The sequence below is a fragment of the Paenibacillus paridis genome (assembly GCF_006345825.1).
In the GTDB taxonomy this organism is placed as follows: Bacteria; Bacillota; Bacilli; order Paenibacillales; family Paenibacillaceae; genus Pristimantibacillus; species Pristimantibacillus paridis.
Window position 1 is genome coordinate 98,200 of sequence record NZ_VCIX01000079.1, and the last position, 23,785, is coordinate 121,984.

General features: G+C 48.6%; 20 protein-coding genes. 4 read left to right on the forward strand and 16 right to left on the reverse strand.

Annotated elements, in window-relative coordinates:
* Nucleotides 1-111 precede the first annotated feature (111 nt).
* Nucleotides 112-1,815 carry a methyl-accepting chemotaxis protein gene (locus FJQ58_RS09100; protein ID WP_139992521.1) on the forward strand — a complete coding sequence of 568 codons (1,704 nt, stop codon included), beginning with the start codon at nt 112-114 and terminating at the stop codon, nt 1,813-1,815.
* A gap of 87 nt (nt 1,816-1,902) precedes the next feature.
* Here FJQ58_RS09100 and FJQ58_RS09105 read toward each other — a convergent pair whose 3' ends face one another.
* Nucleotides 1,903-2,952: a Gfo/Idh/MocA family protein gene (locus FJQ58_RS09105; RefSeq protein ID WP_139992523.1), complete on the reverse strand. Its 1,050-nt coding sequence runs from the start codon at nt 2,950-2,952 to the stop codon at nt 1,903-1,905.
* Nucleotides 2,953-2,983: 31 nt separating this feature from the next.
* Nucleotides 2,984-3,871 carry a sugar phosphate isomerase/epimerase family protein gene (locus FJQ58_RS09110; protein ID WP_139992525.1) on the reverse strand — a complete coding sequence of 296 codons (888 nt, stop codon included), beginning with the start codon at nt 3,869-3,871 and terminating at the stop codon, nt 2,984-2,986.
* A gap of 126 nt (nt 3,872-3,997) precedes the next feature.
* Between FJQ58_RS09110 and FJQ58_RS09115 the strand changes: the two genes are divergently transcribed.
* Both FJQ58_RS09115 and FJQ58_RS09120 read left to right on the forward strand, forming a co-directional pair.
* Nucleotides 3,998-4,885 (forward strand): helix-turn-helix transcriptional regulator, encoded by an 888-nt coding sequence (locus FJQ58_RS09115; protein ID WP_139992527.1) that lies wholly within the window; start codon nt 3,998-4,000, stop codon nt 4,883-4,885.
* Between the two features lie 154 nt (nt 4,886-5,039).
* The gene (locus FJQ58_RS09120) at nt 5,040-5,975 is read left to right on the forward strand and encodes a DUF4358 domain-containing protein (RefSeq protein ID WP_139992529.1); all 936 of its coding nucleotides are present in this window, start codon (nt 5,040-5,042) and stop codon (nt 5,973-5,975) included.
* A 196-nt stretch (nt 5,976-6,171) separates the two neighbouring features.
* Here FJQ58_RS09120 and FJQ58_RS09125 read toward each other — a convergent pair whose 3' ends face one another.
* The 4 genes from FJQ58_RS09125 to FJQ58_RS09140 all read right to left on the reverse strand — a co-directional run bounded on the left by FJQ58_RS09125 (nt 6,172) and on the right by FJQ58_RS09140 (nt 10,660).
* The gene (locus FJQ58_RS09125) at nt 6,172-6,678 is read right to left on the reverse strand and encodes a hypothetical protein (RefSeq protein ID WP_139992531.1); all 507 of its coding nucleotides are present in this window, start codon (nt 6,676-6,678) and stop codon (nt 6,172-6,174) included.
* Complete coding sequence (locus FJQ58_RS09130) at nt 6,666-6,923, reverse strand: hypothetical protein (protein WP_139992533.1); 258 nt, start codon at nt 6,921-6,923, stop codon at nt 6,666-6,668. Before FJQ58_RS09130 ends, FJQ58_RS09125 begins: the two co-directional genes overlap by 13 nt.
* Before the next feature lie 188 nt (nt 6,924-7,111).
* Nucleotides 7,112-8,614: an alpha/beta hydrolase family protein gene (locus FJQ58_RS09135; protein ID WP_139992535.1), complete on the reverse strand. Its 1,503-nt coding sequence runs from the start codon at nt 8,612-8,614 to the stop codon at nt 7,112-7,114.
* A 540-nt stretch (nt 8,615-9,154) separates the two neighbouring features.
* Complete coding sequence (locus FJQ58_RS09140; RefSeq protein ID WP_139992537.1) at nt 9,155-10,660, reverse strand: alpha/beta hydrolase family protein; 1,506 nt, start codon at nt 10,658-10,660, stop codon at nt 9,155-9,157.
* A gap of 361 nt (nt 10,661-11,021) precedes the next feature.
* Between FJQ58_RS09140 and FJQ58_RS09145 the strand changes: the two genes are divergently transcribed.
* Nucleotides 11,022-11,561: a GNAT family N-acetyltransferase gene (locus FJQ58_RS09145; protein WP_238403921.1), complete on the forward strand. Its 540-nt coding sequence runs from the start codon at nt 11,022-11,024 to the stop codon at nt 11,559-11,561.
* Nucleotides 11,562-11,663: 102 nt separating this feature from the next.
* Here FJQ58_RS09145 and FJQ58_RS09150 read toward each other — a convergent pair whose 3' ends face one another.
* From FJQ58_RS09150 to FJQ58_RS09195, 10 genes are all read right to left on the reverse strand, one after another.
* Entirely contained in the window at nt 11,664-12,836 is a 1,173-nt protein-coding gene (locus tag FJQ58_RS09150; protein ID WP_139992590.1) for a sugar ABC transporter permease, read from the reverse strand.
* Between the two features lie 2 nt (nt 12,837-12,838).
* Complete coding sequence (locus FJQ58_RS09155) at nt 12,839-14,362, reverse strand: xylose ABC transporter ATP-binding protein (protein WP_139992541.1); 1,524 nt, start codon at nt 14,360-14,362, stop codon at nt 12,839-12,841.
* Nucleotides 14,363-14,447: 85 nt separating this feature from the next.
* A complete protein-coding gene (gene xylF, locus FJQ58_RS09160; RefSeq protein ID WP_139992543.1) occupies nt 14,448-15,545 on the reverse strand; it encodes a D-xylose ABC transporter substrate-binding protein in 1,098 nt (365 codons plus the stop codon).
* Between the two features lie 133 nt (nt 15,546-15,678).
* Nucleotides 15,679-17,223 (reverse strand): response regulator, encoded by a 1,545-nt coding sequence (locus tag FJQ58_RS09165; protein WP_139992545.1) that lies wholly within the window; start codon nt 17,221-17,223, stop codon nt 15,679-15,681.
* A gap of 1 nt (nt 17,224) precedes the next feature.
* Nucleotides 17,225-18,667: a sensor histidine kinase gene (locus tag FJQ58_RS09170; protein WP_139992547.1), complete on the reverse strand. Its 1,443-nt coding sequence runs from the start codon at nt 18,665-18,667 to the stop codon at nt 17,225-17,227.
* Nucleotides 18,664-19,641, reverse strand: coding sequence for a substrate-binding domain-containing protein (locus FJQ58_RS09175; protein WP_238403923.1), 978 nt, complete (start codon nt 19,639-19,641; stop codon nt 18,664-18,666). Before FJQ58_RS09175 ends, FJQ58_RS09170 begins: the two co-directional genes overlap by 4 nt.
* A 983-nt stretch (nt 19,642-20,624) precedes the next feature.
* Entirely contained in the window at nt 20,625-20,897 is a 273-nt protein-coding gene (locus FJQ58_RS09180; protein ID WP_139992549.1) for a hypothetical protein, read from the reverse strand.
* Between the two features lie 167 nt (nt 20,898-21,064).
* Nucleotides 21,065-21,499 carry an L-fucose mutarotase gene (fucU, locus tag FJQ58_RS09185; RefSeq protein WP_139992551.1) on the reverse strand — a complete coding sequence of 145 codons (435 nt, stop codon included), beginning with the start codon at nt 21,497-21,499 and terminating at the stop codon, nt 21,065-21,067.
* Nucleotides 21,500-21,563: 64 nt separating this feature from the next.
* The gene (locus FJQ58_RS09190; protein ID WP_139992553.1) at nt 21,564-23,060 is read right to left on the reverse strand and encodes a rhamnulokinase; all 1,497 of its coding nucleotides are present in this window, start codon (nt 23,058-23,060) and stop codon (nt 21,564-21,566) included.
* Between the two features lie 53 nt (nt 23,061-23,113).
* A complete protein-coding gene (locus FJQ58_RS09195; protein ID WP_076266723.1) occupies nt 23,114-23,773 on the reverse strand; it encodes a class II aldolase/adducin family protein in 660 nt (219 codons plus the stop codon).
* Nucleotides 23,774-23,785 lie beyond the last annotated feature (12 nt).

Sequence of the window (23,785 nt, forward strand, 5' to 3'; positions counted from 1 at the left end):
GGTTTTGCGACATAAAACGCATAAATATATGAAATAACCGAATAAACTAAAGATTTCAGGACTTTTGTCCCTTAACATTTATAGTAATTATTTCCCAGGGAGGTTTTACACATGACCGTATTCAGCTGGTATCGGAACCAGTCTATCCGCAGAAAGCTCATTGTCGCTTTTCTTCTCCTTCTCTTTATGATGGGCGGGGTGAGCGGTACGCAGATGTACGTATTCAACAATGATAGGCATACGTATGATTTCATGCTTGTTTCTACGTTGAAAGCAAACGAGCTGACCGGCTCGCTTTCATCCGATTTCAACTCTGAGATTGAGCGAATCGTGAATGGCAGGCAATCCTTCAAAGAGAGTCGACATCCCGCTATCCTGAGTCAGCTGGAACTGCAATTGCGCAGCTTGGAGCACGCGGAGATCGCGCCTCTTACGCTAGAGAGATTTGAATCCCTTCATAAAACGGTAAGTTCGCTGCATACGCAATTAAACAAACTAAATATGCAAATTCAATCCAAAGCGACTGTCGATGAGCAGAAATCTACCTACGAATCTATCGTTCAGATTACAAGCCTAGTCGAGCAAGATTTACAGCAGCTTGTTCACACAAAGCTAATCGTCAATGCAGCTGAGAAAGATCGGATTGCTGCTCGTTTCAAGCAAAATATGCTTATATTTACAGCTGTTTTTGCAGTCGTTATTGGCGCCTCGCTCGCTATTGCCTGGCTAATCTCGAATGAAATCGCAATCCCGATTCGCAGATTAAGTTTGAATGTAGCCCAATTGGCAGCAGGAAACTTATCGGTAAATGCCGTGCATAGCAGCAGCCGTGATGAAATCGGAAAGCTTTGCGATTCCTTTAACCTCATGTTTGCCACGCTGCGAACCATTATTGACAGAGTCCGTGAAACCAATCGGCAGGTTGTCACTTCCTCTCATCACATGGACGTTGGGCTAGGCGATAATAAGCAATCTGGAAAAGCAATAGCCGCAGCAACACAAAAGGTTTCTCAAGCATTAAATGAGCATGATGAATATGTACAAATGTCGGTGAGGGAATTTGATGAGCTCGTGCGTCTTTTCCAGACGATTACAACCAATTCGTATCAAATCAACAAGCAGGCTGTTCATTCCGTTCACATTGCCAAAGAAGGAAACGAACAGCTTGAGCAGTTTATGGCACAATTCACCCTGCTCACCACAACCGTTACTCATGTCGACCAAGACGCCAAACAGCTGCACCTGCTTGCCAAAGAAATGGAAGCGATGCTGCATCAGATTCGGCAAATTTCTAACGAGACCCATATTCTCGCACTCAATGCATCCATTGAAGCACGAAGGGCAGCCGAGCAGGGGAGCGGCTTTGCTGTCATTGCTGGCAGAGTCAAGCAGCTCGCCGAACAAACCGCAGCCATCTCGACCCAAATCCACGAAAAGATGGGCAGCGTACGCGTTACCGTCAATCTCATTCAAGATCGTATGCAGGAAAGCGTCAAACAGCTGTTTGTAGGCGAGCAGGTAGCCGTTCAAGCGCAGCAAGGATACCAATCCATACACGCAGCCAGCTCTTTGGTGCAAGCTGAAATTCAAACGATTACGGAAGAAATGAACCACGGCGGCGAACGCATGGAGCGCATCCATATGCTCGTTAAACAAGTAGAGCTGCGCGCTGATCGCATCAAGCAGGATATGGACGACATCTCCGCTATGGAACAGGAGCAGGTAGCTGCTCTTGAACAGGTGGCAGCCTCCTCCAATCTCTTAACGAGACAAGTGAAAGAGCTAAACCACACCGTTTCCCTTTTCAGTGAGTAAGTGATTCTATCTCGATGGATTAAGCAATACATGCAAAAAGAGGACGTCCCTGCAGCAAGCTGCACCTGGACGTCCTCTTTAGGTTGCCTATTTCGACGCTGCCTTCATAAAGTCAGCAATCTGTACTTTTTGTCCCGACTTTGCGCTTTCCAGCGCAGCCAGCACCATCGCCATGCTGTAAATGTTATCACTGCAAGCCGTTTCCGGCTCGCGGCCTTCATCAAGCGCTGCAAACATGTCATCCAGGCAGCCTTTGTGGAACGTATTCGCCATTTCGGGAAGCTCTGTTTCTACGCGCTCGTAGTCACGAATGAATTTGCCAGTTTGGTCACCAGCAGCAACAATCTCGGCATAGGGATTGCCATGACCGTCCCATATCGCCGTCCCGCGCTCGCCAGTTACCCGCCAAGCAGCTTCCCATGAGGTTATTGCCCCCTCCGCGCACCAGGAACCGCGGTAATTAAAGACGGAGCCGTCCGACATTTCATAAATACAGATGGCCATCGCATTACCGGCGTACCATGAGCCGGGAGGATTGTATTCGTGGCAATACACGGATACGGGATTAGCCCCGGAAATAAATCTGGCCTGATCAAAGGTATGAATCGCCATATCCAGCAGCAGCGGGCTCTCCATCGCGTCACGGAACCCCCCGAAATGAGCGCCTAAGAAAAAGTCCGCTCCGACAAAGCCCGGCTTTCCGATCGTATCATTCGCAATCAGCTCGCGGAAGGCGCGAATGCGCGGATCAAATCTGCGATTTTGCATAACGGCATGTGTCCGTCCCGTTTCCTCCGCCATTCGTACAATCGCATTGCAATCGCTCATCGTTTCAGCAAGCGGCTTCTCGCCAAACACATGACAGCCAAGCTCCAAGGCAGAGGTGCTGATAGCATAATGACTTGCCGGTATCGTTACGTCAAACACCATCGTTGCCCCAGTTTCCTTAATGGCCTGCCTAAGGTCTGTAAAGGTAGGACAGGTTAATTCCTTGCGCATCGCCATGGCCTGCGCAAATTCTTCTTTAATATCGACAAGCCCGACAATTTCTGTATCCGGTCTTTCCTTAGCATAATCGACCCATGTATTGGCCATGCCGCCGCAGCCGGCGACGACTACTCGATGCTTGATCGTCATCCTTCTCACTCCTCGTTTTTACATTTTGCCTTTAGACGGGGTTAGGAACAAAGTTCCCGCCGCGGCAGCGCTTCAAATAATTCAAAGCATGAACCTGCCCAGTCATTTCCAGCTCGTCCTTGTAGACCGGATCATGCCAGCCTTCGATATCAATGGTGCCTTTATAGTTGTTTTGTCTTAAAATCGTGATAATATCCGACCAGTTGGTATCGCCAAAACCTGGCGTGCGATGCCAGACAAACGGCTGCTTGCCGTGAACGCCATGCTCCTTGACAATATCCCATGCAATCGTCGCATCTTTACCGTGCACATGGAATACTTTGCTCGCCCATTTGCGAAGCTGCGGAATCGGATCAATCAAGCTGACCATCTGATGGCAAGGTTCCCACTCCAAGCCGATATTGTCCTCCGGCACCGCGTTGAACATAAGCTCCCAAGCTGTAGGATTATGCGCAATGTTCCAATCTCCTGTCTGCCAAGTGCCGCCCATATCACAATTTTCAAAAGCGATCCGCACCCCTTTATCGGCAGCTCTGCGCGTAAGCTCCCCGAACACTTCCTTGAATTTAGGAATCGACTCGTCAATTGATTGATCCGTCAACCGCCCTGTGAAACCGGATACAATATCAGCTCCAAATAAATGGGCATGGTCGATTAGGCGTTCCCAGCTCGCCAGCGTGTCGGCATTATTGCCTTCGCCAGTAAGCGGATTTCCGAATATGCTTACGGCCGGAACAACAAAATCATGCTCCTCTGCAAGCGCCTTTACCCGCTTGGCCATCTCCACAAGATCCGTGTCGCCCGTCGTCTGCCAGAAAGTTAGGTTAAACGATTCGAAGCCATGCCCTACGATTTGTGGAATGACATGGTCCGCATTCCCTCCGCCTACAAGCGTTCCGATTCGCAATTGTTGATTCATCCTTGTATATCACTCCAATATTGGCTTATAGTGTTCTTAACAACTCCATTATAGCTAGGAGTTATGCATATGACTCTATACAATCTTGCGCAATACTAGTCTAATCTTGTGGTGGTGAAGCACGGAATGACCTATCCGAGGGAGCTCTGGGAAAATACCCGGCTTGAGCATAAAACGTATCCGTTTCAACTATTTAGAAACCGCTGTCATGAGGCTAAGCCTAATGACTGCATTCTTTATCTTCATTGGCATGAGCATTTTGAGATCATCGTCATGCGGGAAGGCAGCGCCATGTTCCATATCGACAGCCGCCCTTATCTGGTGCGAGCCGGCGATGTGCTCATTATCCCAGGCGGGGGCTTGCACGTAGGCTATGCCCTGCATCATGAAAATGTTTATTATGATTGCGTCGTCTTGAACGCTTCTCTCTTCAATGACTGGGTCCATGATCCCGTGCATGCCCAGTTTGTTGCGCCCTATCTGGAAGGCCGGCTTCACTTTCCGGTCATGCCTGCTGAACAGGATGAAGCATGCGCGAGCTACTATCCGCTGCTCGACGAAGCGATTGTAGAGCTAGATGCCAAACCGCCTGCCTACCAGCTCGTCGTGAAATCCAAGCTGCACGCGTTCTTCACCTTGCTCTCCCGCACTTTTATGCAAAAGCAGCTCGCAGGCAAATCGGCGGAGCCTTATTTCGTCAACCGGGACCGCTTCAAGCAGCTCATTCAGCGCATTGAGTCGGATTTTGCCGAGAAGCTATCCATTACGCAAGCAGCCAAGCAAGTAAGCCTAAATCCCTATCATTTTTGCAAGCTGTTCAAAAAACTGACCGGTCGCACGTTCGTTGAATATGTCAACGTCAGCCGAATGAATGAAGCCGAACGGCTGCTTCGCGAGAGCAGCCAGACGATTACGGAGATTGCAGCCATGGTCGGCTGCGAAAATCCGAACTATTTTACAAAACTGTACAAGCAATATAAAGGCATGACGCCCTCTCAAACACGGAAGACCTAAAACCGGATAATAACTAGGACAAAAAGACTATTTTCTGGAAATAAGCCGATTTTCGTATTTATTTCGTGCGAAGTATAGGATAATTAATAGGAAAGCAACTTTCCGTCCTAGAAATACGTCTAGTTTTGCAACTATGATTAGAGGAGAATCATGAATGTTTATGTCTATAAATAAATATATTATCTTCGCCTTGCTTGCCATCGCGCTCACCGTTATTGCGGCTGGATGCAGCAACGGAAAAAGCGAAGTAGCCGCAGGAGGTAACCCGTCCAGCGCTACGAACAGCGTTTCTCCAACCGACGCGCCTGTGGAATCCGCTGCAACGGATGAACCGGAAATTTCGGAAGAGCCCGCTGTCACTGCTGAACCTCTAGCCACCGATGCGCCCGCTGAAACAGCCGAGCCTGCCACAGTGAAGCCTGATGAAACCACAGCGCCGGCAGAAAAACCAGATCAGGCGGGAGAAGCTACAGCCAAACCAACAAAAAAGCCTAAACCGACACCAACGATAAAACCGACAGCGACGGCGAAGCCTACCAAGCCTCCGGTTATCGTACTGCCATCATCAAAGCCAACTGCAACAGCAAAGCCTACTGCCAAACCAACTGCAACGCCTCAACCTTCTATTTTGCCGATTGCGACTCCATCGCCTTCGCCGAAGCCGACGACGAAGCCCGATCCGGAAAATCCGTCAAATGAAGTTACGGTAGCCGATATCGCGGCTAAGCTTGCAAGCGACGCAGGACTAGGGCCGCTGCAAACCGTTGAAGGCGAGCAAGTCAAAGACATCTACGGCATTGACGAGGAAGCGCTTCTGGTCGACGGCATCTTTAAGCAGCCTCAAATGATGATCCAAGCTGGCGAGTTTTCGGTCGTCCAGATGAAATCGGACAAAAACTTTGCAGACGTCGAAGCCGGCTTCAAGAAGCGTGCCGAAGCCGTGCAAAAGGCATTCGAGTCCTATTTGCAGGACCAATACGAGCAAGCCCAAAACTATCAAATCATCCGAAACGGAGATTTTGTTCTCTTCTCCATTACGCCTGACCAGAAGAAAACGGCAGAGATCTTCAACAGCTTTTTCAAGAAATAAGCCTCTCTCTGGTCAAGCCCCCATATTGTAGCCAATGAAATTCTGAACTAATTAAAATAAAGCGGCAGACCCATTTCTGGTCTGCCGCTTTATAGTTTATCTATTTTGTTCTGTCAGCTCAGGCATCCTTCCTGTATTGAGCATTTTAACTACCTCTAAGATTTGTATTTGGCCTTTAATTCGCACTTAGGGCATGTTATTCCACATAGCACTCACCGTTCCGACAACCATAGATATAAGTATCTCCCGAGTCGACATATCTAATATCTCTTTTCTCAAAATCAGAAGGAGCCGTCGCTGAAAGCCTTTCCTTAAGTATATAGGCTAATTCATGACTCAACTCGATCTCCCCTGTGCCACCGATTGCAAAGCCTGATGGACCTTGATAAGCCGTTATGATCCATTTGCTGCCGTCGCTTCTTTGAGCTTGAATCACATAATCAAAGGCATTTTCGGAGTTTACCGTTTCTTGAATAGGATTACCGAACAACGCAATCAAACTCCCCCGATATTTTGCAATCTCTTTCAGATCCGTGGTTACACTTAATAGCTTCGATGTTCCATTGCTGTGACTTAGATCATTCATTTTGGAAAAAGTAACGTCGGTAATTTGGGAAGCAGATGCTTTCACACCATTTTCAATGGATTCCAACTCACCGTTTAAAATATATTTTCTCGTAATTTCTCCCGTTACGGGATCCACGTGATATCCAGCTTCAGACTGATTATTGCTTCCGTCCATACTCCAACCATGACATGGCCTCTCTCGTCATATCCACTCACTTCAATAATAAGATCTTTATTATCTAGGCACCATATCGAGCAATCTGCTTTCACCACCTGGATCACCGCTTCGTCCGAGAGCGTTTTTTGCACCCTCAACGTACATGAAGCAAGAAAGAGTACACCTACCAGAGCGATGAGCAGCTTAATATTACTTTTTCTCATCAAGCACCCTCGTTTCTATCCCTTAGCATCATTCTGATAACAAACAATATTCACCCATAATATTAACATAATTGCAACTAAGCGGTCTGTTAGCTTAACGAAAAAAAGAGCAGTCGCCGTAGCAACCTGCTCTTGTTCAACTATCGTTCAAGGTAGCGCAAAGTATTTTTCTGTTCCTGTACCATCATTTATAATAATGAGGTTACGAGCTTCACCTCCGGAAAGCGGCTATCCGGTCCTTTCATTAAGTTTCCGCCTTGATTTTTTAGATAAATATCGAAGAAATCCAGCATATAGGCATTGATAACGGAGTTTACTCTATCGGGTGCAGTCTTTCCTGTAACACCCAGCATTTTAAAAATCGGAGAAATGAACTGTACGTCGGTAAAATTCAAATGCTCCGTATTCTCGATATAGAGGAATTGTCCCCCTGCGGCAACCGTTTCGCGCATTCGTTCAAACTCGACCTTTTTGTCTTCTGTTACTTGATCCATCCACTCTCTTGTGTTGCCCATACGGTTAAGCTCTGCATCCGTGTAGACATGGTTATCCTTCACCAGCTTTAATCTTTCGAATTCGCTTTCCGAGTTCATGAACATGAACGGCTTACGCAGAGCCTCTCTCTCACGCAGTCGATAAAGCGCTCCGTCTAAGTCTATTCCAACCGCGATTCGCGGATCGTAAGAAGCGTCATAGGCCGTCGCTCCGCCGATAGAATGACCAAACACCCCGACATGGCCGAGATCAATCTTCCCTTTTAGATGACTTGGAATCTGCCCCGATTGGATGAGCTCGAATTGGTCCAGCGCTAACGCCACATCGTCGGTTAAAACTTTTCCCAACTTGTCGCGATTTCCGCTTTCCGTCCGGTAATCATGGTCGGGCGAGAATAAATCGCTGGTTGTGCTGGTCGTGATTCGACCGTCCGGAAACTCGGTTGCAAATGTATTGTAGGTGTGGTCGATCACTGCCACGATATATCCGTGACTCGCGAGATTTTCGGCTTGCGACGTATGGAGGAACCTGGAAGAGCCGAACCCGGGATTCGCAAGGATCAGCGGGTATGAAGTCTGTGCCGAAGAGACTTCAGCCTCCGAATAAGCATGACTGGATACGTACTTCAGGTGTTGAAAAGTAAACCCGGGAAGGCCATAGTTCGCGGCCATATAACTTAAAATCCGGGTATCGGGAATAAAGGGAGCGTACTTGCCGGTTCCCGCTTGAGCCGGATACCATACCTGAACCATCAATTCTCTCTTACCCTCACTGGCATCGCCGAAAATCTCTTCCCTCTTTGGATCCACGAAATGAAAAGTTTGCGTTCCTACCTTAAATTCGCCTGTCGGTTCAGGTAGTTTAAATACAGGAAAAGCATACATAAGACCCGCTGTTGCGACCAGCATTATCGCTATAGCGGTATTGGCTGTACCCAATAGGAATCGCGGGATTTTTTGGGGGCCGTTCTTTTTAAAATAGCGATAACCGGAAGTGGCTAAAAAAATGATCGTTATGCCATATGCGAAAAATAGCTGAACTCTGTATCCTTCCACCGTCCAATGAATGACCAGTAAAAGTGTGGCAATCCCGCTTGCAACGAATATTGGAATTTCACGCCGTCCTTTTTTTAATAGGACTGTTAATGCAAACAAGCCGATGTTTGACAAAAAAAGCAATAGTTCAAGCAGCCTCATCTCGATTCTCCTTTTGAAACATTTCTATTTTCGTTTTTCTAATATTATCCTGCCAGGCTGGCCTAAGCTATCGATTTGCCTTGCATCTACCTTACAATATTGTAAGACGACTCCATCTGGTTTACTGTTGTTGCAATCAGTATGATTCGCAAATGGATTTTCAGGTTGCCTTAGCACGTAGCACTGAAGCTTACGAACCAGGTCGAGCTCTGAATACCGGTCACCACCCTCTGGAAAGGCTTATTCAAGGAATGAAAGGGCATTGTCCCGTCGAGGTGTGGGAGTGAAAGCCTCCGGAGGTTAAGAAGAGCAGCGTGCAGCAAAGCAACAAAAAAAAGGAGCGAAAACTCGCCCCTTCTGTTCCTGCATGCGTGTCGGTTGCCCATTTTTGGCGGCTCTCGTCCCATTCCATCCGAGTTACGATTCATCCTCTGGTGTAACCTTGCGAATAAGCAAATATTCGTGACGTATTTCTATAATTGGCGGAGTCTGCCCTTTTTTGAAAACTGGTTTTCATTTACCATGTTTTCCAGACATCTATTAATGGAGATTGCCCTCCGCAAATAACGTTGTTCCGAACTTCACCTCAGGATAATCGCCAGTTGGTCCCTCAACCAACCTCCCGCCTTGGTTCTTCAAATATTTGTTGAAGAAATCCAGCGTATACGCATTCACGATGGAAGTGGCGCGTGCTGGTGAGATCGAGCCTGCTAAATTTATGAACCGAAAAAGAGGGCTAAGCAACTGCATATCCGTAAAGTTATAGTGCTCGGAGTTCTCGATGTATACAACTTGTCCGCCATTCTTGGCCGTGTTAGCGAAATGCTGGCCTTCTACTTTAACTTCCTGAAGTTGTTCCTCAAATACTTCCCGGTCATTTGCCCCCATCTCTTCTAGCTCTTCATCGCTATAAACGTAATCCTGCCGGGCCTTGTTATAAAGGTCGAAGGTTCGCTCTGCCAGCATATACATAAATGGCTTTGACGAGCCGGCTCGATCGGTCCGATATAACGATCCATCCAGATTAATGCCCGCTTTGATCCGGGGATCGTAGGTAGCGTCGTACGACGCAGCTCCACCGAAGGAATGCCCGAAGACACCTATATGATTATGATCCATCTTGCCTTTAAGCTTGCTTGGGATTTCGCCCGCATTCATTCGCTCAAGCTGATCAAGCGTGAAGAGAACATCGTCCGTCCAGGTTTTGCCTACCAGGTCACGATACTCCTTGTCAGTAAACTGTTCTTCGTAGGTTCGAAGTGAGGTCAACGTACCGTCTGGAAAAACGGTACCGAAGGTGCTGTATGTATGGTCGATGGAAGCAACGATATATCCGTGGCTGGCGAGGTTTTCGGCTTGGGAGGTCTGGTATATCTTCGACATGCCGAAACCATGATTTAGCAGTACCAATGGATAAGCCTCACTCGAGTTAGCGGCCTCGGCGTTTGCGTAGGAATGGGTTGGGATTTGCTTCAGATAACTCATGAACATCTCAGGGAGGCCGATCGTGGACGATAGAGGCTCCACCTTCAATAACTGATTTGCATTGGGCAGAAAGGGATAAGGCTTTCCGATTGTATTTTGCGCGGGATACCAGATTTGGACCATTAGTTCCCGCTTTCCACCCGGAGCTTCAGCGAATAGCTCTTCCCGCTTATCATCGATAAAATGGAAGGTTTGTGTGCCAATCTTGAGGTTTCCCGTGGGCTCTGGAAGCTTGAATAGAGGGAATAGGTACATCAGTGCCCCCGTCGCAGCGAGCATGAGCGCGATCAAGCTGTACCCGGCAGCAACCCATGCTTTATGCCTAGAAAGAGAAGGAGTTTGCTTAAAAAAACGGTAGATCGAAATCGTGAACATAACGAACGTATAGCAATACGGAAAAAAAAGCTGGACGCGCAAACCTTCTACTAATAAATGAATGATTAACAGCAAAACGCTTGCACCGCTTGTGGCAAATAGCAGCTTGTATTTGCTTCTCCACAAGATCGACAGCGCAAGCAATTCGACGTTTGATAATAGCAACAGCAGTTCAAATAGCCTCATCGTTCATTCCCTCATTTCAGCACATAATCTGTGGCTAACAGACATCGGGATACCCGCCTGTCTTCATTCACCACATGGCAACACAAGCAATGCACCATTTATCAGCACAACAAACACCCCTTAAAAGACGGATCGAAATCTTGGCGAAGCGCCGCCGCATTAATAACAAATGATTCTTTATTACCAGCTAATATTCGACAGCAACTCACAGATACCTTCAATATAATGGAATTTTGCCATCCTATTTCCAAATATCCTATTAAACTACATTGAAAATCTTTGTACTGCTCGTTTCTTTTCACTTACTATTACTCGAAGATTCGTTTATAATAAATAAAATTTCACCTAAAGGAGGGATATCATGACGTTATTAACGACAGATCGATTGATACTGAGGCAGCTAGAGGAAACAGATGCTGACGCATTGGAGCTCTTAATCGACGACTACGAGATAGCGCGGACGACTCTTAACATCCCTTATCCCTACCCTAAAGGCAGCGCCGTCAGCTTTATTCTTCATCGCGCAGAGGTTGCAGGCGACGGAGACGGTTACTCTTTTGCCGTCATCCACAAAGAGAAAGAAGCATTTATGGGATCGATTGGCATGCAGATTAACAAAAGCAGCAACAGAGCCGAACTCGGCTATTGGCTGGGCAAGCCATACTGGAATCAAGGATTTATAACCGAGGGAGTTCGGAGAATTATTCAATTCGGCTTCGAAGAGCTTGGACTCCACAAAATCCATGCGGCAGCAATGAGCAAGAACCCCGCTTCATCCAGCGTCATGAAAAAAGCGGGAATGAAGTATGAAGGCACTTTTTTGCAGCATTATTTGAAATGGGATAACTACGAGGATATAGATTACTACGGCCTATTGCGCGAGGACTATTTGAACGGATAAGCTAACAAACTTATACATTTTTATATTATCCAAAGTAACGGGAGGTGCATTTACCAAATGCGCCTCCCTGGTCCTCCAGCTTCTTGCTGACTTGCTGTAAACTCAAACCTTCTTCCGCTGCCTCGTATAAATGTCCACATACACCGCGAGAATGAGAATGCCGCCTTTGACAATATACTGCCAAAAGGACTCCAGATTCATTAAGCTCATGCCGTTGTCCAAGCTTGCCATGACGAGCGCTCCAATAATGGCCCCGACGATGGTACCGGTACCGCCCATCAGGCTTGTTCCCCCGATTACGCATGCCGCAATGGCATCCAGCTCATAGTTTTGCCCGGAGCTCATCGTTGCCGCATTCAGTCGGGCGGTCAGAACAAGCGCAGCAATCGCAGCTAACGTATTACAGAGAACGAATACCAGCAGAATGCGCCGCTTGATGTTGATGCCTGATAGGCGCGCAGCCTCGGCATTTCCGCCGATAGCATATACTTGACGCCCGAACGTCGTATTTTTCGATATGAAGGTGAAAATGAGCGCCAATACGATGACCATGACAAAGGGAACAGGAATGCCCTTATAGCTGTTCATCAAATACACGAAGCCGATGACAAGCGCACCAATGACACCCAAACGCAGCACGCTTACCGCAAAAGGCTCGACATCGAACCCGAATTTCGCTCTAGCCGCACGCTTGCGCATAACCAAATAACCAGCCACCGCCAAAGCGGCAATGCCAAAAATCCAGCCAATCAGATCGCCTACATAAGATTGTCCAATCGCTTTCATGGAAGGCGTCAGCGGAGCGATCGTCACACTTCCTGTCGTCCCGAACAAAATGCCCCGGAAGATAAGCATCCCGCCTAAGGTAACTATAAACGCCGGAACCGCCCGGTAGGCAATGATCCAGCCCTGGATGAAGCCGATTGCAGCGCCGATGGCCAAAGTAGCAAGAATAACCGGAATTGTGTTCCATTCGTACCATACGTTTAGAATCGCTGCGATGCCCCCGGTCAACCCCACAAGCGAGCCTACCGACAAATCAATCTGGCCGGCAACGATAACGAGCACCATGCCGATAGCCAGAATAGACGTTACCGACATTTGCAAAAATAAATTTGATATATTCGTTGGCGACAAGAAGCGCTCATGCAGCAATGAAAACAACACCCAAATGGACAATAGCGCTCCGATCATCGTATAGGCACGGGCATCGAATTTAAACCAATTCGGACGCCGCTTTGTTTTCGTTTGGTTCAATACCGTTTCTTGATTCATGCTCATCTTCCTTTTCCTCCTGTGGCAGCCGTCATGATCATTTCCTGTGTCGCTTCCTCAGCGGCAAATTCCCCCATATGCTTGCCCTCCGCAATAACCATAATTCGGTGGCTCATGCCAAGCAGCTCCGGCAGCTCCGAGGATACCATAATGATGGAAACGCCCTGCGCGATCAATTCATTCATAATGTTGTAAATTTCGAATTTGGCGCCTACGTCAATTCCCCGGGTCGGCTCATCTAAAATCAATATTTTCGGAACCGTCATCAGCCATTTGCCGAGCACCACTTTTTGTTGATTGCCTCCGCTCAACGTGCCGACAATCGTCTCTACCGAATTGGCCTTCACGCGCAGCGAACGCAAATATTGATTGCCTGCCGCAATTTCTTCATTCGGGCGAAGAATGCCGCCAGAGGATATCGCGCCAAGACTCGCTAAGCTCACATTGCTTTTGATATCCATGCCAAGCACAAGGCCGTATTTTTTCCGGTCCTCCGATACAAGCGCCAAGCCTGCCTTGATCGCTTGTTGGGTATTTTTGAGCTTAACTCGCTTGCCCTCAATTTCAATCGTTCCTTGGTTTTGCCCGCCATAGGAGCCAAACAAGCTCATGACAAGCTCTGTTCTGCCCGCTCCCATCAACCCGGCAATACCTAGAATCTCACCCTTGCGCAGCTCAAAGCTTAGATTATCAATAACCTTCTTCCCCTGACGCTCGGGATTCATAACGGTGTAGTCCGTTACCTTTAACACGACCTCGCCTGGAATTGCTGCCACCCTAGGAAAGCGCTCCTTCAGTTCTCGTCCAACCATAAGCGAAATGACTTTATCCTCGTTGACTTCGGCAATTGGATAGGTTCCCACCGTCTGTCCGTCACGGAGAACTGTTACTGTATCCGCAATCGCAAATACCTCATTAAGCTTGTGTGAGATATAAATACAGGTAACGTCCCGCTTCTTGAACTCCCGCAAAATGCCGAGCAGTATCTCGACCTCCTGCTCCGTCAATGCTGCTGTCGGCTCATCTAAAATCAGGATGTTTGCCCTCTTGGACAGCGCTTTGGCGATTTCAATCTGCTGCTGCTTTCCGATCCCGAGCGCCCCGATCGGTTGCTCCGGATTCACGTCATGAAGGCCAACCTCTTTGAGCCACCGCTCGCTTTCTTTGAATACCCGTTCCCAGTTGATGATGCCAAAGACTGCCGGCTCCTTGCCAAGGAACAAGTTCTCACCGATCGACAGCTCCTTCACAAGGGCAAGCTCTTGATAGATGATGGCGATGCCCGCTTCTTCCGCATCTTTGATTTTGCCAAAGCGCTTCTCTTCGCCGTTGATCATGATTTGCCCATCGTAGGTACCATGAGGATAAAGCCCGCTAAGTACCTTCATCAGGGTGGACTTGCCAGCGCCGTTCTCGCCGCATAACGCATGCACCTCTCCTTTTTTTACCGAAAAGGTTACGTCGTTCAGCGCTTTAACGCCTGGAAATTGTTTTGTAATGTTGCGCATCTCTAATGCAGCCGTCATCCCTTGAACACCTCCGAAAATAACAAAGAGGGGAGACGCGTCATATTGCCCATCGCTTCATCCCCTCATTCTTCGTCGCCAGCCTCTATTTCACGTTTTTGTAAACATCTTCTTTGGAATGGAAGCCGTCCGCAATGACTGTCGCATCGATATTGGATTTGTCGACTGCGACGGGATCAAGCAAGACCGAAGGCACATCGATTTTACCGTTATTGACCGACTTATCCGCGCCAACATCCTCGCCATTAGCCAGCTTCACCGCAAGCTCGGCCGCTTTCTCAGCCAAATCCTTGATCGGCTTGTAAACCGTCATCGTTTGCGTGCCTTCCACGATACGCTGTGCTGCCGCAAGCTCGGCGTCTTGGCCGGATACTGGAATTTTGCCGGAGAGCCCTTGAGCAGCCAATGCCTGGATAACTCCACCTGCTGTACCGTCATTCGCTGCGACGACGGCATCGACTTTATTATCGTTTGCTGTAAGCGCATTCTCCATGTTCGTCAGTGCGTTCGCCGGATTCCAATCCTTCGTCCATTGGTCGAATACGACCTGAATGTCACCGCTGTCAATGAGCGGCTGCAAAATATTGAACGCGCCTTTCTTGAACAAATGAGCATTATTGTCAGTTTCCGAACCGCCAATGTAAACGAATTTCCCTTTTGGCGCCAGCTTCACGATCGCTTCGGCCTGCATTTCGCCTACTTTTTCGTTATCGAATGAGATATACAGATCGAGGTCAGAGTTTTTGATCAAGCGGTCATAGGCTAGCACTTTAATGCCTGCCGCATGGGCTTTTTCTACGATAGCCGCGGTAGCTTCCGCATTATGGGGAACAACGACCAGCACATCGACGCCTTGGCTGATCAGATTTTCCGCTTGCGAGATTTGCTTCGCGTCATCGCTGTTCGCTGCCTGTACTTCTACCTTCGCGCCCAGTGCTTCGGCTGCCGCTATGAACAAATCCCGGTCACGCTGCCAGCGTTCCTCTTGAAGCGTATCCAGCGAGAAGCCAATGACCAGCTTTTCATCTCCGGACTTGGCATTGTTCGCCTTCCCGGTCGTTTCTTTCGTGCCGGATCCAGAATTTTCTTTCCCATTGCCGTTGCCGCCTGAGCAGGCTGACAGCACCAGAATCAAAGCTAATGCAATGGATACAACCCCGCCTCTTGTCAAACGTTTCCCCATTTTCTTCGCTCCCTTATCTCACGAAATGTAACTGCTTACATTTTCAAATATAGCATGCAACTGGAAGTGGTGAGCGAACCACTTCCAGCACTCTTTTGCGATCATCTGCATTTTTTTAAGGTGGACTGCCCTCTCATCGCTTACTGCCTATAATCGCCCGCCGATAATCAGTTGGGGATGCGCCGCACACCTTTTTGAACACCTTGCTGAAATAATTTGGATCGTTATAGCCCACTTCAAACGTAATCTCCTTTAAGCTGCGATCTGGGTCAGCCATCAGCTTCTTCGCTTTCTCAATTCTGCACTCGGTGAGAAAATCGATATAGTTAATGCCCTCCTGATCCTTGAACATCTTGCTCATATAAAAGGGGCTCAGCCCTATTCGATTCGCCATCATCTCCAGTGAAATCTCTTTCTCGGAATGTTCTATAATGTACTGCTTCATTCGGCCTACCGCATCAGGCTGTACCTTTGCTTGATGGGCTTCAATTGTAGACATCATCTTGCTTAGCAAACCCTCGGTTTCGGCGCGCAGCTGCTGATACTGGCGTACTTGAAAGGAAAATAACGGCTTTTCAATCTCAATTCCCATTTCCATAGCCACCCGGGCGATGATCCATAACCGCTCCAGCACATATTGCCCCGATTCCGTCAAGGAAGCCTGATTCTGGTCACAGCGGTCAATTAAGCCCATAATCATTTTCCGCACCTCCGGCCATTGCCCTAAACGAATTAGGTCGACGAACTGCTTCTCTGTTTCTTTGTCCTGATAACCGCTTCCGAAAGTGCCTTCCCTATCCATCTCGCCATAAAATTGATGCTTGGCAGGCTGCTCCGTATTCGCACTTGCAAGCAGTGCTTCTTGGTAGGATAATCGAACATTGCCAAGTCCCGCGTAGCAGCCACCGATGCCTATGAAAAAGTCGCCGCCTGCGGAACGCTGCAGCAGCAGAAGCTGCTGCACGAGCGATGCGGCCTGCGCACGGAACGTTTTGGCCGCCTCGCGGAACACGATAATTGGAATTTGACGGCCCGACATGGCCCCTACCCAGCCTTTTCCTACCTCTCTTACCTTTGTTTTCAACGCGCAATAGATTGCTTCTGGCGCTCCTTCGTTTGGCAGCATGACGAGCATGACGAATGCCTCGCTCGTAATCTCTCCTCCAAGGAGTTGAAGCATGTCATCAATATGTACTTCATGAACATGGTCGAACAGCAGCTGCGTTACAATATCGGATTCCACGAGCGGCATCATCTTCCGCAGCTTCTCCTCTTCAACCAAACGCTGCTCCACCATGGTTTTCTCCTGCACAATTTCATCGATAACTTTGCCGATAACGGCTACAATTTCACTCGCCTTGCTAGGCTTGAGCAAATAATCCTTAACTCCCAGCTTAATTGCTTTGCGGGCATAATCAAACGTGTCGTAAGCCGTTACCATAATAAATTTTGTATCCGGCAAAAAGACCGATATCCGCTCAATGGCTTCAATTCCGTTTACGCCAGGCATTTTAATGTCCATCAGAATAAGATCCGGCTGCCACTCGCTGGCCAACTCAATCGCTCTCGCGCCGTTTCTCGCTTGCTTAAATTCACAGGTGGGAAAGCCCTTGTGCAAAATCGCCTGCAAGCCTTCGCGCTCCACCTGTTCGTCATCCACAATTAATAGTTTAAGCATGCTAGCCTTCGCTCCCCGCCAGTGGTATTTTTATCGTGACCTTGGTTCCGAAGCCGGGTTCACTGTCAATGGAAATGACATCCTCAGCACCGACGAACAGCCGCAGCCGCTTAACCACGTTGCTGAAGCCGATTCCCGTAGAGTGGCCCAGACCATCGGCGTTTCCGCCCTCCATCAAAATATGATTGACCTTCTCAGCCGTCATGCCTGCTCCATCGTCCTCAATTTCAATCCAAACGCGCTGCTCTCTTTCATAAATGCGCAGCGCTATGCTCCCCCCATCTTCAAGCGGCTCCACAGCATGAATGACCGCGTTTTCAATAATAGGCTGAAGTGTAAGGCAGGGAAGCTTAAGCTGAAGGCAGCTCTCATCAACCTCCTGCTCAAATCGAAGGCGATCGGTGAAGCGAGCACTTTGAATCTCAATATATTTCAAAGCAACTGAAAGCTCTTCTTCCAGCGTGACCGCCCGGTCCAGACGGCGCAAATTATAGCGCAGTAAGCCTGCGACGCTTGCTATTAAATCGCTAGTTTCTTCAGAACCATCGAGATAAGCTTTCTTAGAGAGGGTGTCTAGGGTGTTAAACAAGAAGTGGGGGTTAATCTGGCTTTGCAGGCTGATCAGCTGGCTTTCCTTCAGGAGCAGTTTGCTTTGCTGCAGCTCGCTCTCAAGCTGCGCCTTCTGTTGAATCTCGGAGATTAAGTTGTTGATATTTACGCGCATCCGGTCAAACGTCTTCGCGAGGAATGAGATTTCATCGTTGGAGTGTACTTCAATCGGCTTGTCGAAGCGTCCGCGGGACAGCTCCTTGGCAGCCACCGTCAGCTTTTGAATCGGCCTGGTAATGCTGAGGGAAAACCAGTAGGTAAATAGCAATAGTATAATCGTAATCAAGGAGAGCAGCCAAGCGCCAAGCCTTTTCAGCTCTGTGCTTTGCTCAATAATGCCGCGGTAAAACGCATCGTACGTCCGCACTTCCTTGTCAATTAGCGTAATCGTCGTCTCGGCTATATATTTGTCAATTCGGGTGGCTTCCTCGAACTTCTCGGCCGATTGCTCCGCGTTTCCTTGTCCGAGAAACATGACTGTCAGATCCGCCGAAGCGACCAGGCTATCAATCATATTGATATAGCTCGTCAGCGTAAACGCGTTGTCCTTATTACGCAGCGTGACGGTCTGCAGCTTTGCCATTAGCATGTTTTTTTTGTTCTGGTCAAGCTTGCTCAGCTTCAACGCAGATGGCTTTTGCATATAGTCATTTAAAGCAATTATTGTCTGGTGGCTGTGATCAGTCACTTCATTCATGCGCAAATAGCGCTGCAATATATCATTATATTGCTCTTGCGTTTTCTGGTTATAGTAAGTGAGCACGACCCAAATCAACACCATAATGGACAGTACAATTACCGACATCGTCAAAATTTTCCGCTGAATGCTGTTCATCTTGTTTCCCCCGCCCGCAGCACCTTGATGTCCGTAAAATAACCGTCAGGATTCAGCGGCACCTGCTCGCCAGTCAGCCACTTGATCATATGGGTGACGCTTTGCTCTCCCATCGCCTCCGGGGATTGTGCGATTAGCGCATCGATCTTGCCCTGCTGCATCAAGGTTAACGTCTCCGGCGAATCATCGAAGGAATAGATATAAAAGGGCTCTACCTGCATCCGTTTGCTAATTTCCTGAATAATAGAGCCAGCATGATTCGCGGATACGGCAATAAAAGCATCCACGTTGGGAGCCTCGTTCAGCAGCTTATTCGTTGCGCTGGCCACATCCACCCGGGAATCTCCCGCCGCTACGATCAGCGTCTCAATCTGGGGGTACGGCTTCAGCACATTTAAGATTCCTGTCAGGCGCGAACGCTGGAAATATTCCTGACGGTCCGAAACCATTAACACCACTCTGCCCGCGAAGCCCATATCCGACACCAGTTGGCGCGCGATCATGCTGCCTGCTTCCAAGTGATCAGAGCCAACATACGTCCGGCGCAGGCTCTCATTCATAGGAACATCGTTTGCGACGGTAATAATCGGAATGCCGCTGCTTGCTGCCTTCACCTTGGTCAAGCTTTTGAATTCATCCGTATCCAATCCCTGCACAATAATGCCATCTACCTTGGATACAATGGCAACCTCGATGTTTTTGAGAAAATCATCGCGATTCGAGCCGTAGGTGCCCCATACCTCCAAGCTTGCACCATATTGCTCAGCCGCCGCCATAGCTCCTTTCTCCACCTTTGCCCAAAACGGAGTATCCAGCTCGCTTGTAATCAGTACGAGCCGGTAGCTGTTATGCTGCTCCGATGTAAGCGCGGGCTCAATCAAATTGGAGGAGAACACCTTAATCATCGAGGTTAGCGTAAAAAACAAAATAATCAAACATCCAGCAAACAAGCTGACAAACATCGATTTGCGCAAGCCTCTGGCCCCCTGCCCGCATAATAAAGCATCCATCTTGATAACGTTTTCATATTTAAATCATAATGAATGCCGCGCTTGCTGTCCAGCCAAATGATTTCATGCCGTTTGAGCTGGGGAGGCGATTTGAGGAGGGCATGAGGGTAGTTTGGCGGGATAGATCTACTTTTTAGACCTATTTCTAGATTTTGGGCGGTTTCGGCCCCCATAGATCTACTTTTTAGATCTATTTCGGATAATCGCAGCATTTAAGCGCCGTTTTGGCCTGAGTTTTCTGGGATAGATCTACTTTTTAGACCTATTTCTAGATTTTGGGCGGTTTCGGCCCCCATAGATCTACTTTTTAGATCTATTTCTGATAATCGCAGCATTTAAGCGCCGTTTTGGCCTGAGTTTTCTGGGATAGATCTACTTTTTAGACCTATTTCTAGATTTTGGGCGGTTTCGGCCCCCATAGATCTACTTTTTAGATCTATTTCTGATAATCGCAGCATTTAAGCGCCGTTTTGGCCTGAGTTTTCTGGGATAGATCTACTTTTTAGACCTATTTCTAGATTTTGGGCGGTTTCGGCCCCCATAGATCTACTTTTTAGATCTATTTCTGATAATCGCAGCATTTAAGCGCCGTTTTGGCCTGAGTTTTCTGGGATAGATCTACTTTTTAGACCTATTTCTAGATTTTGGGCGGTTTCGGCCCCCATAGATCTACTTTTTAGATCTATTTCTGATAATCGCAGCATTTGAGCGCCCTTTTGGCCTGAGTTTTCTGGAATAGAACTACTTTTTAGACCTTTTTCTAGATTTTGGGCGGTTTCGGCTCCCATAGATCTGCTTTTTAGACCTATTTCCGATAATCGCAGCATTTGAGCGCCGTTTGTACTCATATTTCCAAAAGAGAATAGTCTATCGTGCCAAGATGACGTTCCAGCATTCTACAGCTCAATAGGGTCGACATAAATGCCAATTGGCCCAAGGATAGCGTCCTATTTCGTTTTAATAACAACCCGGTTTACATTTCCACTCACTTCTTTCTGCCGCTTAAATGGAATCGCTGTCCCATTGGACATTTTCACCTCCGCTTGCTTCCAATCGCCGACGATTGTTGATTGCTTTACCTCGGACAAGGAATGGTAAGCAGCGCTGCGGATCTTCATCGGTTCGTAGACTTCCGCTTTCTGCACGAGCCGCCGATCCGCTCTGCTTGTTGAGGAGATAACTAATGCCAAGCAGAACACGATGATCACTTTCAGCTTCATAACCAATTCCCTTTACCAGTCAATATACTCCTCCGCTGCTATCAGCCACCTATTCGCTAGCAACAGCCATAGCCTATGGACGAAAAAAATCTCACAGGTTGCAAAAAAAGGAAAAAGGCTCCATCCCCTACGATACTAGGATGCAGCCTTTTTCATCATTTCCTGCGTTAGTCTTCCGTTATTACGCCTTTTTTCAAAATCAGGTTGGCGTACAGCGCACTTTCGCCAGTCGCAATGACCGCATAGGCTTTTTTCGCCCGCTCATAAAAAGCAAAGCGCTCCACCTGCTCGAACGGCTCCGATAATCCGGTACGCTGCTCGATAATGGCACGATACTGCTCCCAAATCGGCGTTTCTACTGTATCGCCGGGCACTACCTGCATAAGAGCAGCCGGTTTTTCCACATATTGATCAAGCGGAAACAGCTTTAATATGGCATCCAGCAGCTCAGGCACGTTGTGCCCGTCCGCCCGAATGAGCCGCTGCGCATGGCTCGCACCCGGAAAATTGCCGTCGGCAAGCACGATTTCGTCACTATGCCCCATCTCGCTAAGCACCTTCAGCAGCTCAGGTGAAATCAGTTTCGAAATGCCGATTAGCATGTCTTTTCTTCCTTTCGTTACCCGGTTAAATAGCGGGAAAATTCAACCCGGCCATTTGCCGTCATTAGTATTTTAAGCTATCAAAGGTTTCATACACAGAGTGCCAGGACTCAGACGGCTCGGGAGCAAATTCCTCAATCGGAAACGAAGCGGCTACCAGCTGACGCGCTTCCCGCAAATTAGCGCATTGCCCGAGGGCAACGAGCTGCATCAGCATGTTTCCGATCGCACTCGCTTCTACCGGGCCTGCCCATACCGGACGGCCAAGCGCATTCGCCGTTAACTGGCAAAGCAGCTTATTTTGAATGCCGCCGCCAACCATGTACAGTCCGCCGAAGTTATCTCCCGTCAGCCGTTCCATCTGCTCAAGCGCCTGACGGTACCTAAGCGCAAGGCTTTCTACGATGCAGCGAGCGATTTCCCCTACCGTCTGCGGAACAGGCTGCGACGTCTGGCGGCAGTAGGCCTGAATACGGCCGACCATACCCGATGGCGCGTAGAAGGAAGCATCATCTGGGTGAATAAGACTGCGGAACGGCTCGGCTTTCTCAGCTTGAACCACGATGTCTGCGAAGGAAAGTCCCAGCCCCTGCTCATCCCACTCCCGCTTGCATTCCTGCAATATCCAGAGTCCCATAATATTTTTAAGAAGCTGATAAGTGCCGCCAACGCCGCCTTCATTAGAAAAATCCAGCGCCTGAGCTTCAGCTGTTACGATTGGCCGAGCAAGCTCTGTCCCCAGAAGCGACCATGTGCCGCACACCAGATAAGCAAATGGACTTTCTCCATCCGCCGGAACAGCGGCGACCGCTGATTCCGTATCATGAGTGCCCACTGCCACTGCGGTCATCGCCGGAACGTCAAGCTCCTCGCATACTTCTGGTAGCAATGTGCCAAAAGCCGTACCGGGATGAATTGGCTCGCGAAACAATCCGCTTGGTATGCCCAGCTCATCCATCAGTTCCGTATTCCAACGCTGCTCTTTCGGTTGGTAGAGCTGCGTAGTCGTCGCCATTGTAAATTCGCATACCTTCTCGCCTGTCAGGAAGTAAGCCAGCAAATCCGGCGTAAGCAGCAGCGTGCTCGCTGCCGCCAGCTTAGGCGAATTAGCCTTTTTCATCGCATAGAGCTGGTTGATGGTATTAAAGGACATAAATTGCAGCCCTCCCTGCTCATATAAGCGATCCTTCCCAATGAGGGCGCTTAGCTCCTCCACGATGCCTTCGGTTTGCGAATCGCGGTAATGATACGGGTTGCCGAGCAGCTCACCACTCTCATCAAGCAGGCCAAAATCCACGCCCCAAGTATCGATTCCGAATGCCTGCGGCGCGTACCCTTCCTGAAAAGCATGGCGGATCGCCGTTTTCAGCTCTTGAAGCAGGCGCAAAATATCCCAATGCAAATGCCCATGCACCGCGATCGGCTCATTCGGAAAACGGTGAATTTCCGTTACCTGCAGCTTTTTATGCCCGTCCGCTCCTCCATCGACCAGCTCGCCAACCAGCGCCCTTCCGCTGCTGGCTCCAAGGTCAAAAGCGAGCACAGTCGCAAGCTTCGTCATGCCAAAATCCTCCCCTTGCGTAATGGCTCACGCCGATTCGCGGCGAAAGCGAATTACTTCATCTTTTGCAGCAATTCGATGCGGTAAGCCTCGCTCTCCAGCGATGCAATCTCTTCAAATTCTTCCTTTGTCAGCACCTTCGGCTCACGAATGGCTTTGGCAATCAAGTAAATTTTTGTGCTTTCCTCTACAACTTCTGTCCGGTAATAAGCTTCGCGCAAATTGCGGCCCGATGTCACCAGTCCATGGTTACCGAGCAGAACGGAGCTTGCTTCGTTCACCTTAGCTACATAGGCATCAGCCAGCTTATCTGTGGTTGGAAGAACGTAAGGCACATAAACCGTTTTGCCAACGAGTGCCGCTTGGTCCGGGAACATAATTGGCAGCTCTTGCTCCACTAATGTAAAAGCGATGCAATACGGCGGATGAGTATGCACGATGGCTCCGATATCCGGGTTGGCGCGATAGGCATAGAGATGCATTAGCACCTCGGAGGACGGACGAAGGCCGATATCCGTAATTTCACCCGTCTCGATATCCACCTCTACCCATTGGTGAGGCTCAACTTCATCCAGGGCAAAGCCGCTTGGCGAAAGGTACATTTTACCCTCGAATTTCGCGCTAATATTGCCGCCTGGCCCGACGACCAATTTGTTTGTTACGGTTTTGCGTGCATATTTGCAAAGCTCATTGCGAATGTCCGTGCTGCTCATGTAAAAACCTCC